Raw genomic sequence first — 16,699 nt, 5'->3', positions numbered from 1 at the left:
TGCGGATTATATAGAAATCCGCACCCGTTGCCAAACGGATTTTTGTATTTAATTTAATCAGCCTTTTTCGACCTGATTAAAATCGAGCTCAACAGGTGTAGAACGACCAAAGATCATTACTGACACTTTTACGCGGCTCTTGTCATAATCCACTTCTTCAACAGTACCGTTAAAGTCAGCAAATGGACCATCACAAACACGCACCACTTCGCCCGGCTCGAAAATAACACGGTGAGTCGGTGAAGCTGTGGTTTCTTGTAAGCGACGCAGAATTGCATCCGCTTCTCTATCTGAAATTGGGGCAGGACGATCAGAAGTTCCGCCAATAAAGCCTAAAACACGCGGGATGCTTTTGACTAAATGCCAGCTGTCATCGTTCATTTCCATCTGGACTAAAACATAGCCCGGGAAAAACTTACGCTCGCTCTTACGACGCTGGCCTGCACGCATTTCAATGACTTCTTCAGTCGGAACCAATACTTCGCCGAAGTACTCTTCCATGCCGTGCATTTTAATGTATTCAATCAGTGACTTACAAACTCGGCTTTCATAGCCTGAGAATGCCTGCACTACATACCATCTTTTTTTAGCTTCTTTAGCTTCAGTCATTCGAGGTGCCTATACGCCAGTGATGAAATTGACAATGTGCATTAACACTGCATCTAAACCCCATAAAACAAGGGCTAAAATACCTGTTGCAGCAAGGACAATAAAAGTGGTGTTAAGCGCTTCTTGACGTGTTGGCCATACGACCTTGCGCACTTCAATTTGCGACTCACGAGCGAACGCTAAGGCTTTCTTACCCTTTTCTGTTTGCAGGGCAATAAAACCAGCAATAGCGAATGCAACGATAACAGCCAGTGCACGGATCACGGCACTTGTCTCGCTATACATTTGATTGCCAATAACAGCAGCGGCCAGCAATAGGATCGCTAAACCCCACTTCACGATATCCAGAGAGTTAGTCTGGTTTTCAGTATTTGTTGTCATCGGTTATTCCGTTACTCAATACGGCCTGAGCTTGAGCACAATAATTAGGGACATACGACCCAGTTACAATACGCTTTAGATACTCTGCATTCCGAATACCCTTAGAAACGCATGTTGCATAAGCCCAGGGTCAAAAATCGGCCATAGATTGTATTCTTATTCGACTTTGTTAGCAAGGATGCACAGCCGTTGCAACCCACAAAACCTGGTAAATAATCGACTTAAACAAAAAAGGAAGCCGAAGCTTCCTTTTTCAGTACTATAGCAAGTTCGCGATTAAGCGAAAATCTTAGCTACAACACCAGCACCTACTGTACGGCCACCTTCACGGATTGCGAAGCGTAAACCTTCGTCCATCGCGATTGGGCAGATCAGAGTCACTTTCATCTTGATGTTGTCGCCTGGCATTACCATCTCTACGCCTTCTGGCAGTTCGATAGTGCCTGTCACGTCAGTTGTACGGAAGTAGAACTGTGGACGGTAGCCTTTGAAGAATGGAGTGTGACGACCACCTTCTTCTTTTGACAGAACGTAAACTTCTGATTCAAAAGTAGTGTGTGGGTTGATTGAACCTGGCTTAGATAATACTTGACCACGTTCTACGTCATCACGCTTAGTACCACGTAACAGGATACCACAGTTCTCACCTGCACGACCTTCGTCAAGCAGCTTACGGAACATTTCAACACCAGTACAGGTTGTCTTAGTAGTTGCACGGATACCAACGATTTCTACTTCGTCACCAACACGTACGATACCACGCTCAACACGACCAGTTACTACTGTACCACGGCCAGAGATTGAGAATACGTCTTCGATTGGCATCAGGAATGGCTTATCGATATCACGCTCTGGTTCTGGAATGTAAGAGTCTAAAGCTGCTGCCAGCTCAAGGATCTTCGCTTCCCACTCTGGCTCGCCTTCAAGCGCTTTCAGAGCTGAACCTTGGATTACTGGTAAATCATCACCTGGGAAGTCGTATTCTGATAACAGTTCACGTACTTCCATTTCAACGAGTTCTAACAGCTCAGCATCGTCAACCATGTCACATTTGTTCATGAATACGATGATGAATGGTACGCCTACTTGGCGAGACAGCAGGATGTGCTCACGAGTTTGTGGCATTGGACCGTCTGTAGAAGCTACTACCAGGATCGCGCCGTCCATCTGTGCAGCACCAGTGATCATGTTTTTAACATAGTCAGCGTGGCCTGGGCAGTCTACGTGTGCGTAGTGGCGAGTTGGTGTGTCATACTCGATGTGAGAGGTATTGATGGTAATACCGCGCTCACGCTCTTCTGGAGCGTTATCGATTTGAGAGAAGTCTTTAGCTTCACCACCGTAGGTCTTAGCCAGTACGTGAGAGATAGCTGCAGTCAGAGTGGTTTTACCATGGTCAACGTGACCGATGGTGCCCACGTTAACATGGGGCTTAGAACGTTCAAATTTAGCTTTAGCCATGGTATTGCCTCAATCCAAGAGTCTTGGTGATGAAAACATACATATAGAAAAAATCCGATGCATATAAATGACATCGAACCGATTATTTAGGTATAGGAGCTTAATTTAGAAAGGCTGGTGCTGATAGGCAGATTCGAACTGCCGACCTCACCCTTACCAAGGGTGTGCTCTACCAACTGAGCCATATCAGCAACTAAATTTGGAGCGGGCAGCGGGAATCGAACCCGCGTTATCAGCTTGGAAGGCTGGAGTAATACCATTATACGATGCCCGCGCAACCTAACTAAGGCTACCTAACTACCTAGAAAATGGTGGAGGGAGAAGGATTCGAACCTTCGAAGGCGGAGCCGTCAGATTTACAGTCTGATCCCTTTGGCCACTCGGGAACCCCTCCAGTAAAATGGTGCCGGCACCAAGAGTCGAACTCGGGACCTACTGATTACAAGTCAGTTGCTCTACCAACTGAGCTATGCCGGCAAATCATTTCGGAACGGGATATTAGGTAAATGTGTGCCCAAGTGCAAGCAAAAATCGACGATTTGTTTAAAAAAAGCAATCAAATGATGCTTTTTTACACTTAAACCTAGGCTGTCGTGCAATTATTCTGCGAATACTCAAGCCTAACCAATAAACGGGGCATCGAGAATAGATTTTATATTGTCGATACTTAAGTCATGGTGTACTGTGCGATCCCTAAGCCGAGGAAAGCCAATGACGTCAAAAAATCCAATTCAAAAAGCACTCTATCTTGCCTTTGAGCGCGCGCAATGGTCTGTTTTACGGGACGCAGTGCCGATGACACTGAGTGAACAAGACTTGGAAAATTTGCGTGGTATTAATGAGAAGGTCTCCCTCTCAGAAGTTACCGACATTTACTTGCCACTCAGCAGGTTACTCAATCTCATCGTAAAATCTAAGCAACAACGTGGCTTAGTTTTGGATGAGTTTCTCGGCCAAAAACCCTCGAGCAGTCCTTATATCATTAGCATTGCTGGCAGCGTTGCCGTAGGCAAAAGTACCACAGCGCGTATTTTGCAAGCCTTGCTACGCCACTGGCCAGAGCATCCTAAGGTCGATTTAGTCACTACCGATGGTTTTCTATATCCTTTGGCTGACTTAAAGCGCAAGGGCCTGTTGCAGCGTAAAGGCTTTCCCGAAAGCTACGACATGAAGATGTTAGTCGAATTTATTTCGGCGGTAAAATCGGGGCAAGCCCATGTGAATGCGCCCATCTATTCCCACGTGACTTACGATCGTATTCGCGGCCAGCATCAAACGGTTTCTCAGCCCGATATTTTGATCTTAGAAGGACTCAATGTACTGCAAACCGGCTTAGATTCACCGGTAGATATACGTCGTCCCTTCGTCTCTGACTTTGTCGACTTCTCCATTTACGTCGATGCCGAAGAACATTTATTAAAGCAGTGGTATCAGGAGCGCTTTTTGCAGTTCCGCAAAGGCGCCTTCAGTGATGAAAAGTCGTATTTTCATCACTATGCCAGCCTAACGGATGATGAGGCGAATGCCATTGCAGCGAAGATTTGGGACACGATTAACGGCCCCAATTTACAACTCAATATCCAGCCGACAAGAGAGCGAGCACATCTGATCCTGCAAAAAGGCCAGGATCACTTGATGTCCCACGTATTGTTACGCAAATAATCTATCTTGGCCTTAAACTGATTTCACCGCCGATGTATGCCTGTGTGCCATCGGCGGTTTCGAGTAGCACAGCGCCCTGTTCGTCGACGCCCCGGCAAATACCATCGACATGATTTTCCCCCATGAGCAAACGGATCTCTTTCCCATAGAATAAATCAGCCGCTTGCCAACGCAGTTTGAATGCCGCAAGTCCTTCTCGCTCAAAGAGTTGAATGTCTTTCTTCAGCTGCTTTTGCAGCGCAATCACGAGATCCGTTTTATTCGGCATAGTAGCTAAGGCGGATAAATCGCTCCAAGGCTGGTTGATACCTTTTCCTTGGTCTTCCGACATGGCCATATTAACGCCAATACCAATGATCAATTGGCATTCGCTGTCGGCCTGACCTGACATCTCAATTAAAATCCCAGCAAGCTTTTTATAATTCAGGTAAATATCGTTTGGCCACTTCACGCCGATATTATCAACACCAAAGGATTTCAATACCTCGACTAAGCTACAAGCCACCACTAGGCTTAAGCCCATCGCCTGCGCCATCCCCTGTGGGAATGACCAAAACTGCGAGAAATATAAATGATGCCCATAGGGAGAAACCCAAGTACGGCCGCGACGACCTCGCCCTGCCGACTGATATTCCGCGACACACAGGTCGCCACTCTTAAGCTCACCCGTATGACTTAACATAAATCCGTTAGTACTAGGGATCTCATCAAAATAAAAGCAACGATTATCAATTGACTGAATTAACCGAGCCGAGTCGATGAGGGAGATGGGGTTCGCTAGCTTGTAACCGCGGCCTTTGACACTGTAAATTGCCACGCCATAGCCTTCCAAAGCATCCACATGCTTACTGACCGCCGCACGAGAAATACCCAGTTGTGTCGCCAATTCTTCACCTGAGACAAAATGTTCGCTCGACAGCAATCCCAGTATTTCGCGTTTTCTCACCCAGTTATCAGACATCGAGACTCGTCTCCCCTGTTAATCCCATAATTCTTGGCTCGGCTTCGAGCTTAACACCAAAAACCTCATTTACTCGCGCAATCACATGCAATGCTAATCGACAAATATCTTGGCCAGTCGCATGACCTAAATTGACTAATACTAAAGCTTGCTTCGCATGCACGCCTGCATTCCCAAGAACAAACCCCTTAAGACCTGCATGCTCAATTAGCCAACCCGCAGCCAGTTTAACCTCTCCATTGGGTTGCGCATAACCGACGATACTCGGGAAACGCGCAGCAAGCTGCATATAAGTCGCTGCGCTTACAATAGGATTCTTAAAGAAACTGCCTGCATTTCCTAGCTCTTCTGGGTTAGGTAGCTTTTCACTCCTCACTTCACAGACCCGGTCAAAAATCTCCCTTGGGGTCACTGTCTCAGCGGTAAATGATTGCAACGGACCATAGGCCAATTTCGGTTGCCAAGCTTTAGGAAGGCGCAAACCAACGGCGGTAATCACAGCTTTGTCGCGTAAGCTGCCTTTAAATATCGACTCCCGATAGGCAAACTCACACTCATCGACTGTAAGCCTTAGCAAGTTACCAGAGTCGAGGTCCAGATATTCGACCCAATCACAAATATCGCACAGCTCAACGCCATAGGCGCCGATATTTTGGATCGGAGCCGCACCAACGGTGCCAGGGATCAGCGCTAAATTCTCAAGTCCCGGCATGTTCTGATTTAAGCTGAATTGAACCAACTCATGCCAGTTCTCACCCGCCTCAACAGCAAGGTAAAAGTGAGTGTCATCTTCAGAGCAGGAAACTCCTTTAGAGAGAACACGCACTACAGTGCCATTAAAATCATCGGTGAATACGATATTGCTGCCGCCACCGAGAACAAGTATAGGTCGCTTAGACTGATATAAGGATAAGCAGGTCGACTGTAGCTCTGCCTTGGAATGGACTTCAATCAAGGATAAGCAGGATTGCTCCACGCCAAAAGTATTAAACGGCTTTAGCGAATATGGAAAAGACATGGTGATGTTCTGCCGCGACAAAAGCGACATTGTAAACGCTTCACCCTAGAATTGCAGCAAACTGAGGTAGATCGGTAAAAGCAGGCAGATTAATACAGTAAGATCTTGAACAAGAGTAAAAACAACAGTGGAAGTGACAGTTAAGAACGCCAAATGCCAAACACAAAAAAGCCAGCTTATTCAGCTGGCTTCATGCTCTCTTGACGAGAAAGTTAGGCGCTTGGCGATGACCTACTCTCACATGGGGAGACCCCACACTACCATCGGCGCGATTGCGTTTCACTTCTGAGTTCGGGATGGGATCAGGTGGGACCACAATGCTATTGTCACCAAGCAAATTTGCTATTTACTGACCCGTCTTATCTCACGCAGGCAGTAAATTAAATTCGGAAAGCTGGATTGAGTGCACTTCTTAAGTGTTTGTATTCGTCTAAGTACTACTAAGTAAAACCCATCTGGGTTGTATGGTTAAGCCTCTCGAGTCATTAGTATCAGTTAGCTCAACGCCTCACAACGCTTACACACCTGACCTATCAACGTCCTAGTCTCGAACGGCTCTTTAGTGGACTTAAAGTCCAAGGGATGACTCATCTTGGGGCTCGCTTCCCGCTTAGATGCTTTCAGCGGTTATCGATTCCGAACATAGCTACCGGGCAATGCCATTGGCATGACAACCCGAACACCAGCGGTTCGTTCACTCCGGTCCTCTCGTACTAGGAGCAACTCCCCTCAATCATCCAACGCCCACGGCAGATAGGGACCGAACTGTCTCACGACGTTCTGAACCCAGCTCGCGTACCACTTTAAATGGCGAACAGCCATACCCTTGGGACCGACTTCAGCCCCAGGATGTGATGAGCCGACATCGAGGTGCCAAACACCGCCGTCGATATGAACTCTTGGGCGGTATCAGCCTGTTATCCCCGGAGTACCTTTTATCCGTTGAGCGATGGCCCTTCCATTCAGAACCACCGGATCACTATGACCTACTTTCGTACCTGCTCGACGTGTCTGTCTCGCAGTTAAGCTGGCTTATGCCATTGCACTAACCGTACGATGTCCGACCGTACTTAGCCAACCTTCGTGCTCCTCCGTTACTCTTTGGGAGGAGACCGCCCCAGTCAAACTACCCACCAGGCACTGTCCTTAACCCCGATTAGGGGCCCAAGTTAGAACATCAACACTACAAGGGTGGTATTTCAAGGACGACTCCACGAGAACTAGCGTTCCCGCTTCAAAGTCTCCCACCTATCCTACACATGTAGGGTCAATGTTCAGTGCCAAGCTATAGTAAAGGTTCACGGGGTCTTTCCGTCTAGCCGCGGGTATACGGCATCTTCACCGCAATTTCAACTTCACTGAGTCTCGGCTGGAGACAGCGTGGCCATCATTACGCCATTCGTGCAGGTCGGAACTTACCCGACAAGGAATTTCGCTACCTTAGGACCGTTATAGTTACGGCCGCCGTTTACCGGGGCTTCGATCATGAGCTTCTCTTGCGATAACCCAATCAATTAACCTTCCGGCACCGGGCAGGCGTCACACCGTATACGTCATCTTGCGATTTTGCACAGTGCTGTGTTTTTGATAAACAGTTGCAGCCACCTGGTATCTGCGACTGCCGTCAGCTTAGGGAGCAAGTCCCATCACCAACAGCAGCGTACCTTCTCCCGAAGTTACGGTACCATTTTGCCTAGTTCCTTCAGCCGAGTTCTCTCAAGCGCCTTGGTATTCTCTACCCGACCACCTGTGTCGGTTTGGGGTACGATTCCCGCTAACCTGAAGCTTAGAAGATTTTCCTGGAAGCATGGCATCAACTACTTCATCCCCTTGGGGACTCGTCATCAGCTCTCAGTGTATAGTGACCCGGATTTGCCTAAGTCACCCACCTACCACCTTAAACGCGGACTACCAACGCCGCGCTAGCCTAGCCTTCTCCGTCTCTCCATCGCAGTTAGCGGAAGTACAGAAATATTAATCTGTTTCCCATCGACTACGCCTTTCGGCCTCGCCTTAGGGGTCGACTCACCCTGCCCCGATTAACGTTGGACAGGAACCCTTGGTCTTTCGGCGAGGGGGTTTTTCACCCCCTTTATCGTTACTCATGTCAGCATTCGCACTTCTGATACCTCCAGCGTGGGTTACCCCTTCACCTTCAACGGCTTACAGAACGCTCCTCTACCGCGCAACCCTAATGGATTGCACCCGTAGCTTCGGTGGTATGTTTAGCCCCGTTACATCTTCCGCGCAGGCCGACTCGACTAGTGAGCTATTACGCTTTCTTTAAATGATGGCTGCTTCTAAGCCAACATCCTAGCTGTCTAAGCCTTCCCACATCGTTTCCCACTTAACATACACTTTGGGACCTTAGCTGACGGTCTGGGTTGTTTCCCTTTTGACGACGGACGTTAGCACCCGCCGTCTGTCTCCCGGATAGCACTCTTTGGTATTCGGAGTTTGCAAAGGGTTGGTAAGTCGGGATGACCCCCTAGCCTTAACAGTGCTCTACCCCCAAAGGTGTTCGTCCGAGGCGCTACCTAAATAGCTTTCGAGGAGAACCAGATATCTCCCGGTTTGATTGGCCTTTCACCCCCAGCCACAAGTCATCCGCTAATTTTTCAACATTAGTCGGTTCGGTCCTCCAGTTGATGTTACTCAACCTTCAACCTGCCCATGGCTAGATCACCGGGTTTCGGGTCTACGCCTTGCAACTAAACGCGCAGTTAACACTCGGTTTCCCTACGGCTCCGCTATTCGCTTAACCTCGCTACAAAACGTAAGTCGCTGACCCATTATACAAAAGGTACGCAGTCACGGTCTCAAGAACCGCTCCCACTGCTTGTACGTATACGGTTTCAGGTTCTATTTCACTCCCCTCACAGGGGTTCTTTTCGCCTTTCCCTCACGGTACTGGTTCACTATCGGTCAGTCAGGAGTATTTAGCCTTGGAGGATGGTCCCCCCATATTCAAACAGGATATCACGTGTCCCGCCTTACTCGTTTTCATCAAAGGTTAGTTTTCGTGTACGGGGCTATCACCCTGTGCCGCTGGACTTTCCAGACCATTCCACTAACACCCCTCTGACTTAAGGGCTAATCCCCGTTCGCTCGCCGCTACTAGGGGAATCTCGGTTGATTTCTTTTCCTAAGGGTACTTAGATGTTTCAGTTCCCCTCGTTTGCCTCACTACACTATGTATTCATGCAGTGATAACAGCTTATGCTGCTGGGTTCCCCCATTCGGACATCGTTAGCTCAAATGCTTGTTACTAGCTCGCCAACGCTTTTCGCAAGTTACTACGTCCTTCATCGCCTCTGACTGCCAAGGCATCCACCGTATACGCTTAGTCGCTTAACCATACAACCCAAATGAGTTTCACTTGAATTGTTGCGACCAGCTGGTTTTACTTGTCTCATCTTCGACCAAGAAGATGGACTCGCCTTAGACTTGAATATTCAAGACACTTAAAAAGTGTTTTAAGAACTCAATTTTTTTCGTATTAACACAACGACAGACATCATTGTATTAATTACTATCAGCTTTCCAAATTGTTAAAGAGCGGGCTTAAAAAAGCCAAAGATAATTTTTCAGTTTATCTTTGGCATCTCTAACCAGATTGCAGTAAGTGGTGGAGCTATGCGGGATCGAACCGCAGACCTCCTGCGTGCAAGGCAGGCGCTCTCCCAGCTGAGCTATAGCCCCATTTACATGCAGTGCGAGTATCAGATGTCCCAACCCTCAAAGGATTGGTGGGTCAGAGTGGACTTGAACCACCGACCTCACCCTTATCAGGGGTGCGCTCTAACCAGCTGAGCTACAGACCCATCTTTTACTCTATCTTCTATCAAGCAAATCTGTGTGAACACTCAGGCACATGGATGTGCCGTGTGTAAGAAACGCATGGAGCAGTTTCTTACCAACCAAACATCGAGTTAGTCGTATAGGTAAGGAGGTGATCCAGCCCCAGGTTCCCCTAGGGCTACCTTGTTACGACTTCACCCCAGTCATGAACCACAAAGTGGTGAGCGCCCTCCCGAAGGTTAAGCTACCCACTTCTTTTGCAGCCCACTCCCATGGTGTGACGGGCGGTGTGTACAAGGCCCGGGAACGTATTCACCGTGGCATTCTGATCCACGATTACTAGCGATTCCGACTTCATGGAGTCGAGTTGCAGACTCCAATCCGGACTACGACGAGCTTTGTGAGATTAGCTCCACCTCGCGGCTTTGCAACCCTCTGTACTCGCCATTGTAGCACGTGTGTAGCCCTACTCGTAAGGGCCATGATGACTTGACGTCGTCCCCACCTTCCTCCGGTTTATCACCGGCAGTCTCCCTAGAGTTCCCGCCATTACGCGCTGGCAAATAAGGATAGGGGTTGCGCTCGTTGCGGGACTTAACCCAACATTTCACAACACGAGCTGACGACAGCCATGCAGCACCTGTCTCAGAGTTCCCGAAGGCACTAAGCTATCTCTAGCGAATTCTCTGGATGTCAAGAGTAGGTAAGGTTCTTCGCGTTGCATCGAATTAAACCACATGCTCCACCGCTTGTGCGGGCCCCCGTCAATTCATTTGAGTTTTAACCTTGCGGCCGTACTCCCCAGGCGGTCTACTTAATGCGTTAGCTTGAGAGCCCAGTGTTCAAGACACCAAACTCCGAGTAGACATCGTTTACGGCGTGGACTACCAGGGTATCTAATCCTGTTTGCTCCCCACGCTTTCGTGCCTGAGCGTCAGTCTTTGTCCAGGGGGCCGCCTTCGCCACCGGTATTCCTCCAGATCTCTACGCATTTCACCGCTACACCTGGAATTCTACCCCCCTCTACAAGACTCTAGTTTGCCAGTTCGAAATGCAATTCCCAGGTTGAGCCCGGGGCTTTCACATCTCGCTTAACAAACCGCCTGCGCACGCTTTACGCCCAGTAATTCCGATTAACGCTTGGACCCTCCGTATTACCGCGGCTGCTGGCACGGAGTTAGCCGGTCCTTCTTCTGTAGGTAACGTCACAGCTGCAAGGTATTAACTTACAACCTTTCCTCCCTACTGAAAGTGCTTTACAACCCGAAGGCCTTCTTCACACACGCGGCATGGCTGCATCAGGGTTTCCCCCATTGTGCAATATTCCCCACTGCTGCCTCCCGTAGGAGTCTGGGCCGTGTCTCAGTCCCAGTGTGGCTGATCATCCTCTCAGAACAGCTAGGGATCGTCGCCTTGGTGAGCCATTACCTCACCAACTAGCTAATCCCACCTAGGTTCATCCAATCGCGAGAGGCCCGAAAGTCCCCCTCTTTCCCCCGTAGGGCGTATGCGGTATTAGCAGTCGTTTCCAACTGTTATCCCCCTCGACTGGGCAGATCCCTAGGCATTACTCACCCGTCCGCCGCTCGCCACCTCAGGAGTAAACTCCCTTGTGCTGCCGCTCGACTTGCATGTGTTAGGCCTGCCGCCAGCGTTCAATCTGAGCCATGATCAAACTCTTCAATTAAAAGTTTTGTGAATCCGAAGATTCGACTCAATGAATTCTGAATCGACTTAACTTAATAAGTCGTTGTACATATTGCTATGAACACTCATTCATTGATTTAAATTTTGATTACTCGCCAAACGGCAGAGTAATTTCGATTAACTCAACACCTGTGAGTGTCCACACAGATTTGCTTGATAAATTGTTAAAGAGCGTTGACCATCGCTTTATCGTAAGTGATTTCAGCTGGTCAGGGCTGCGTATTCTACGCATTCCCGTTTTTGCGTCAAGTAGTTTTTGCAACTTTCTTTTCGCTCATCGAAGAGTGAATCACTCGATGAACTGACACTTGAAACTGCGTATCGCTGTCTGCCGTGTCAGTGGATGCGCATTATAGGCAGCAGAACTTTTTACGCAAGGGCTTTTTTCGCTACTTCAAATCGTACGCCGATATTTTAAACATCATGTCTATTTTTTATCTATTTCTGCTTTGTTATTCGATTTAAAAGCGAATTTTTATCTGAGAAATGATAAATCACGCTCAATTTTTCGGCAGCGGTCTAGTGTAAAAGTAAATAATTCATTACCATATGACTTGCTGTTAACAGTTATTTATCATTTTCTATTTCATTCAGAGAGCATTTATATGCAAAAGTCATTTCTTATTGTTTTGGTTATTGCCATTCTCGGCGCAATCGCGCTATCTCAATTTGCAACTACATTACCTGCGTACATCGCTTTTGTTGCTGGCGTTATCATTACTACTCTCGTTTTTAAATTTGTCCCTGAGACAAACCAAGCTCAAGGTGCAGATGAGCAATATGTTGGCCCGACCATGACACTCTATGTAGGCAACTTGCCTTATCGTGTCCATGAGGGTGAAGTAAAGGTTCTGTTTGGTGAGTTCGGCCCCGTCAACTCAGTACGTTTAGTGCGTGATCGTAAAACGGGACGTCGTAAAGGGTTCGGCTTTGTGGAAATGTCCGAGGCGGGTGCTCAAAAGGCGATGGTCAAGTTGAACGATTTTAACTTCCAAGAAAGAACCTTGAAGGTTAGAGAAGCGAAGACTCAAGATTCGGAAGCCGCCGACCGTACAGGTACCGATGAATAATCCGCGTTAATTTATCCGTTTGAGTTGATTGTGGTGATTCGCTCTAGGGTTGAAAAGCCACAATCGACTAACGTAGTCGCTAATCCCTCACTGATTTCTGCTTTAGTATAAAACGCCTGCATAAGTAAATTACTATGCGCGTCTTCCTGAACTTGCTCCTCACTCTTAGTCTCAGCCAACAAGGTTTTGACTCGCTTGGCGATGGCCTCTCCAGAATCGAGCAAGGTGACACCTTTACCTAATACCTGTTGCAGTTCATCACGCAGCATGGGGAAGTGAGTACATCCAAGCACCAGTACATCTAAGTCCGCTTCGACGATGGGCGATAGCACTTGTGTTAACCGCGCCATATCTAATTGGCCAGTGGCAATCTTCTGTTCGGCCATTAGCACTAATTCAGAAGATCCGAACAGCTCAACGTGGCAATCATCGGCAAATTGGCTGATGAGTTCGTAGGTGTAGTGGCGCTTGACCGTACCAGGAGTGGCCAGCAAACCGATACGCTTACTTTTAGATAACTGCGCCGCGGGTTTAATGGCGGGGACAACGCCCACCACAGGAATAGATAGAGTGGCACGCAGCGCGGGCAGCACAACAGTACTCGCGGTATTGCAAGCTACGACAACAATGGCGGCGTGGGTACGCTCGACGACTTGGTCGATGAGCGCAACACAACCCGAGATAAGTTCCTGCTCTTCTAATTCGCCATAGGGCAATCTGGCATTATCGAATAAATAGCAGTAATCGTGATGTGGGAGCAGTTTGCGAATTTCGGCCAATACAGATAGACCGCCGATGCCAGAATCGAATACTAATATTGGTTGCGACAAGCCCGTCTCCAGTTAATTCGTTGCCCCATGCGCGGGCGGATTTTCCCACAGCTTTGCTCAAACCGCAAAACCAAGATGCTGGACATTCGTGTCACCTAGTATAAAATTTGCGCCCCAATTTACAGCCACGGTGAATCGACAATGAACTTAGCAGCAATGGATCCCACGACCTATGATGCGCAATTAACTGCAAAGCGTATCAAGCTAGAGCAGGCCTTTGCCCAATTTGAGACACCGAGTGTTGAAGTGTTTGCCTCAGAACCTGCCCACTATCGGATGCGCGCCGAGTTTCGTGTATGGCACGAGGGCGACGATTTATACTATTACATGTTCGATAAAGTATTGAACGACAAAGTTCGTTGCGATCAATACTTACCCGCGAGTGCCTTAATCAATCAGATGATGGCGGCGCTGATCGCCGAGTTAAAACCGAACCACAGCCTACGCCATAAACTCTTTCAGGTTGATTTTTTATCAACGCTCAGTGGTGAGATTTTAGTGTCACTGCTGTATCACAGACAGCTTGATGATCAATGGCGCACCGAAGCCGCTGCACTTAAAGCCAGATTGAGCAGCCAATTTAAGGTCAATATCATTGGCCGTGCGCGCAAACAGAAAATCGATTTAGATAAAGACTTTGTGGTTGAGTCACTGCAAGTGAATGACAAAGTTTTCCATTACAAACAAATCGAAAACAGCTTTACCCAGCCAAATGCCAAAGTGGCTATCAAGATGCTGGAGTGGGCTATCGACGTGACTCAAAATAGCCAAGGGGATTTACTGGAGCTTTACTGTGGTAATGGCAACTTCTCCATCGCGCTGGCACAAAACTTTAATCGCGTGCTCGCAACCGAGTTGGCTAAACCTTCAGTCGATGCTGCCCAGTACAATATCGAAGTCAACAATATCGATAATCTGCAGATTATCCGTATGTCGGCGGAAGAATTTAGCGATGCGATGGCTAAAAAACGCAGTTTTAGACGCTTAGAAGGCATAGATCTGGATAGCTATGTCTGCAACACCATTTTTGTCGACCCTCCACGAGCAGGTATCGACCCTGCCACGTTAGAGTTAATGCAAGGTTATGAGCGGATCCTGTATATCTCTTGTAATCCCGACACCCTGAAAGACAATTTGCAGCAATTAAATCAGACCCATAAAGTCACCCGTTTTGCTCTGTTTGATCAGTTCCCTTATACCGATCATATGGAAACAGGTGTACTGCTTGAGCGTCGTTAAGCGACTCTATGTACCTAAAAATAAAGGAGCCATTGGCTCCTTTATTTTTGGACTAAATCACAATTTCACTTAACGATGCTCAACCTTATGTTGTAAGGCTTCGGCGCCCTTCGCCACCATACGTAATTGCATCACCAGTTGATCGGCAAGCACTTTACGATCGGCACGCTTCATATCCAGTGCCGACGCTCCGGCGTTAAACACTAAGGTCACGAGCGCTTCTGCCTGTGCTCTGGCCAGCATAGGCGTACGGCCCGCCGTCGCTTCAGTGTAATGGGCCAGTTCAGAAATAAAATGTTCAATCTCGCGGGCTACCGCGGCGCGGAAGGCCGCCGAAGTCCCTGAGCGCTCATGCAGTAATATTCTGAAAACGTTTGGATTAGAATCAAGCACTTCCATAAAGGTATCCACAGAAATGCGGATCACACTGCCCCCGGCTTCGGCACGCTGCCGTCCCTTTCGCATCATCTGTCTTAGGGTCAGCCCGCCCTCGTCGACCATGGTCAACCCAAGCTCATTCATATCCTTAAAATGACGATAAAAGGATGTGGGCGCAATGTTGGCTTCCCTCGCCACCTCACGCAAGCTTAAGCTAGAGAAACTTCGTTCAGCACTGAGCTGGTTAAACGCCGCATCGACCAATGCCCGCCGAGTTTTCTCTTTTTGCTGTGCACGAATACCCATTCTTCAATCCGCTAACTGAATGTAATGACGCGATAATACCGCTTTTGCGTCTGAAACACAGCCCCATCCACCTTGACCAAACAAGATTGCTAGGCTAAATTAGCTTACAGTTGTACGCTCAAATGCGGATATTGGAAACTATAATGAATAAACCCCCTATCATCTGGCTAAATGTCATCCTCTTTAGCCTCACCTTCCTCAGTGCAGTTATCCTCGTTCCTTGGTATGGCCTAACCCACGGTTATGGCGCCAGCGAATGGATTGCTTTTGTGGTGTTAGCCTTTGCCAGCGGCCTGTCGATCACCGCGGGCTACCATAGACTCTGGTCACACAAGGCCTATAAAGCTCACCCTGCGGTACGTTTCCTCTACGCGCTTGGCGGTGCATTAGCATTACAAAACAGTGCATTACATTGGGCATCCGACCATCGTGTGCACCATAAGCATGTCGATGACAATGATAAAGACCCCTACTCGGCCAACATGGGTTTCTGGTACAGCCATATCGGTTGGATGCTGCGCGAATACCAAGCCCAGCGTTACCATGACTACCAAAACGTGCGTGATTTGCAGAACGACAGTATCGTGATGTGGCAACACAAGCACTATCTCGCCCTCGTGATTCTGATGAATATTGGTCTGCCCGCACTACTCGGCTGGTTCACTGGCAATATCGCTGGCATGTTGCTGATGGCGGGATTACTGCGCTTAGTCGTTGTGCATCACTGCACGTTCTTTATCAATTCCCTCGCCCACGTGTGGGGTAGCCAACCCTATACCGATAAAAACACCGCCCGTGACAACGGTTTTCTGGCGATGTTGACCTACGGTGAGGGTTACCATAATTTCCACCATATCTTCGAGAACGATTACCGTAACGGCATTAAGTGGTGGCATTACGATCCGACTAAGTGGTTGATTAAGGCGTTATCTTGGGTTGGCTTAGCCAAAGACCTGCGCACCAGTCCACAGGAGCGGATTGAGAGCGCACGCCTGCAGATGCAACTGTTAAACGCCAAAAATAAAGTGATCCATCTGCCCAATGCCGATGAAGTGATTGAGAAAATCCAACAGGAATACGAGTTAATGAAGGAACATTTACTCGAATACTATCAAGCGAAAAAGGCGCTGTTAGACGCCAAACGTAAACAACTGGTCGATCAACAGTTGCTACTGCAAGTCGAAGAATTGAAGACTCGATTCCTGACTCAGCAAAAAAGCTGGAAGAGCCTCACGGCAAGTTATAACTAGACCACAATTCTCGGTAAAAATCATAC

The 16,699-nt window shown here is 48.1% G+C and carries 11 protein-coding genes, 6 tRNA genes and 3 rRNA genes; 4 read left to right on the top strand and 16 right to left on the bottom strand.

Features of this window, described 5'->3' with window-relative positions; translation table 11 throughout:
• Positions 1–57: 57 nt before the first annotated feature.
• The 7 genes from nusG to N7386_RS00965 all read right to left on the bottom strand — a co-directional run bounded on the left by nusG (position 58) and on the right by N7386_RS00965 (position 2,928).
• Complete coding sequence (gene nusG, locus N7386_RS00995) at positions 58–609, bottom strand: transcription termination/antitermination protein NusG (RefSeq protein ID WP_088213140.1); 552 nt, start codon at positions 607–609, stop codon at positions 58–60.
• A gap of 9 nt (positions 610–618) precedes the next feature.
• Positions 619–990: a preprotein translocase subunit SecE gene (gene secE / locus N7386_RS00990; RefSeq protein WP_011621018.1), complete on the bottom strand. Its 372-nt coding sequence runs from the start codon at positions 988–990 to the stop codon at positions 619–621.
• 276 nt (positions 991–1,266) lie between these two features.
• A complete protein-coding gene (gene tuf, locus N7386_RS00985; RefSeq protein ID WP_279766788.1) occupies positions 1,267–2,451 on the bottom strand; it encodes an elongation factor Tu in 1,185 nt (394 codons plus the stop codon).
• Positions 2,452–2,566: 115 nt separating this feature from the next.
• Positions 2,567–2,642: transfer RNA gene (locus tag N7386_RS00980), tRNA-Thr, on the bottom strand.
• A 9-nt stretch (positions 2,643–2,651) separates the two neighbouring features.
• Positions 2,652–2,725 (bottom strand) — tRNA-Gly (locus N7386_RS00975).
• A 35-nt stretch (positions 2,726–2,760) separates the two neighbouring features.
• A tRNA-Tyr gene (locus N7386_RS00970) sits at positions 2,761–2,845 on the bottom strand.
• Positions 2,846–2,852: 7 nt separating this feature from the next.
• Positions 2,853–2,928 (bottom strand) — tRNA-Thr (locus N7386_RS00965).
• A 234-nt stretch (positions 2,929–3,162) separates the two neighbouring features.
• Here N7386_RS00965 and coaA point away from each other — a divergent pair.
• A complete protein-coding gene (coaA, locus tag N7386_RS00960) occupies positions 3,163–4,113 on the top strand; it encodes a type I pantothenate kinase (protein WP_011715453.1) in 951 nt (316 codons plus the stop codon).
• Between the two features lies 1 nt (position 4,114).
• Here the strand turns inward: coaA and birA are convergent, their stop codons facing one another.
• The 7 genes from birA to N7386_RS00925 form a co-directional block, all read right to left on the bottom strand.
• Positions 4,115–5,074, bottom strand: coding sequence for a bifunctional biotin--[acetyl-CoA-carboxylase] ligase/biotin operon repressor BirA (birA, locus tag N7386_RS00955; protein WP_279766787.1), 960 nt, complete (start codon positions 5,072–5,074; stop codon positions 4,115–4,117).
• The gene (gene murB / locus N7386_RS00950; RefSeq protein ID WP_279766786.1) at positions 5,067–6,092 is read right to left on the bottom strand and encodes a UDP-N-acetylmuramate dehydrogenase; all 1,026 of its coding nucleotides are present in this window, start codon (positions 6,090–6,092) and stop codon (positions 5,067–5,069) included. Before murB ends, birA begins: the two co-directional genes overlap by 8 nt.
• Positions 6,093–6,310: 218 nt before the next feature.
• Positions 6,311–6,426: ribosomal RNA gene (gene rrf, locus N7386_RS00945) — 5S ribosomal RNA — on the bottom strand.
• 130 nt (positions 6,427–6,556) lie between these two features.
• Positions 6,557–9,449, bottom strand: a 23S ribosomal RNA gene (locus N7386_RS00940).
• A 269-nt stretch (positions 9,450–9,718) separates the two neighbouring features.
• Positions 9,719–9,794 (bottom strand) — tRNA-Ala (locus N7386_RS00935).
• Between the two features lie 45 nt (positions 9,795–9,839).
• Positions 9,840–9,916, bottom strand: a tRNA-Ile gene (locus N7386_RS00930).
• Between the two features lie 121 nt (positions 9,917–10,037).
• Positions 10,038–11,580, bottom strand: a 16S ribosomal RNA gene (locus tag N7386_RS00925).
• The 16S, 23S and 5S rRNA genes sit together here with 2 tRNA genes alongside, the layout of an rRNA operon.
• Positions 11,581–12,205: 625 nt before the next feature.
• On the opposite strand from N7386_RS00925, the gene N7386_RS00920 reads away from it, so the two are divergent.
• Entirely contained in the window at positions 12,206–12,670 is a 465-nt protein-coding gene (locus N7386_RS00920; RefSeq protein ID WP_011715450.1) for an RNA-binding protein, read from the top strand.
• 11 nt (positions 12,671–12,681) lie between these two features.
• Here the strand turns inward: N7386_RS00920 and murI are convergent, their stop codons facing one another.
• On the bottom strand, positions 12,682–13,500 hold the full coding sequence (murI, locus tag N7386_RS00915; RefSeq protein ID WP_279766785.1) for a glutamate racemase: 819 nt from the start codon (positions 13,498–13,500) through the stop codon (positions 12,682–12,684).
• A gap of 141 nt (positions 13,501–13,641) precedes the next feature.
• Here murI and trmA point away from each other — a divergent pair, with 141 nt between their 5' ends.
• A complete protein-coding gene (gene trmA / locus N7386_RS00910; RefSeq protein ID WP_279766784.1) occupies positions 13,642–14,739 on the top strand; it encodes a tRNA (uridine(54)-C5)-methyltransferase TrmA in 1,098 nt (365 codons plus the stop codon).
• A 69-nt stretch (positions 14,740–14,808) separates the two neighbouring features.
• On the opposite strand, the gene fabR is transcribed toward trmA, so the two are convergent.
• On the bottom strand, positions 14,809–15,423 hold the full coding sequence (fabR, locus tag N7386_RS00905) for an HTH-type transcriptional repressor FabR (protein WP_011070594.1): 615 nt from the start codon (positions 15,421–15,423) through the stop codon (positions 14,809–14,811).
• 143 nt (positions 15,424–15,566) lie between these two features.
• On the opposite strand from fabR, the gene N7386_RS00900 reads away from it, so the two are divergent.
• A complete protein-coding gene (locus tag N7386_RS00900; protein WP_279766783.1) occupies positions 15,567–16,673 on the top strand; it encodes a fatty acid desaturase in 1,107 nt (368 codons plus the stop codon).
• Positions 16,674–16,699: the final 26 nt, after the last annotated feature.

It is taken from the genome of Shewanella sp. GD04112 (genome assembly GCF_029835735.1).
Lineage (GTDB): Bacteria > Pseudomonadota > Gammaproteobacteria > Enterobacterales > Shewanellaceae > Shewanella.
Note: the sequence above shows the minus strand (reverse complement) of the source record. Positions and strands in the feature narration are given on the sequence as shown.

Excerpts from the sequence above, each read along its gene's own strand:
- nusG (WP_088213140.1), bottom strand. The coding sequence starts at position 609 with ATGACTGAAGCTAAAGAAGCTAAAAAAAGATGGTATGTAGTGCAGGCA.
- secE (WP_011621018.1), bottom strand. The coding sequence starts at position 990 with ATGACAACAAATACTGAAAACCAGACTAACTCTCTGGATATCGTGAAG.
- tuf (WP_279766788.1), bottom strand. The coding sequence starts at position 2,451 with ATGGCTAAAGCTAAATTTGAACGTTCTAAGCCCCATGTTAACGTGGGC.
- coaA (WP_011715453.1), top strand. The coding sequence starts at position 3,163 with ATGACGTCAAAAAATCCAATTCAAAAAGCACTCTATCTTGCCTTTGAG.
- birA (WP_279766787.1), bottom strand. The coding sequence starts at position 5,074 with ATGTCTGATAACTGGGTGAGAAAACGCGAAATACTGGGATTGCTGTCG.
- murB (WP_279766786.1), bottom strand. The coding sequence starts at position 6,092 with ATGTCTTTTCCATATTCGCTAAAGCCGTTTAATACTTTTGGCGTGGAG.
- N7386_RS00920 (WP_011715450.1), top strand. The coding sequence starts at position 12,206 with ATGCAAAAGTCATTTCTTATTGTTTTGGTTATTGCCATTCTCGGCGCA.
- trmA (WP_279766784.1), top strand. The coding sequence starts at position 13,642 with ATGAACTTAGCAGCAATGGATCCCACGACCTATGATGCGCAATTAACT.
- fabR (WP_011070594.1), bottom strand. The coding sequence starts at position 15,423 with ATGGGTATTCGTGCACAGCAAAAAGAGAAAACTCGGCGGGCATTGGTC.
- N7386_RS00900 (WP_279766783.1), top strand. The coding sequence starts at position 15,567 with ATGAATAAACCCCCTATCATCTGGCTAAATGTCATCCTCTTTAGCCTC.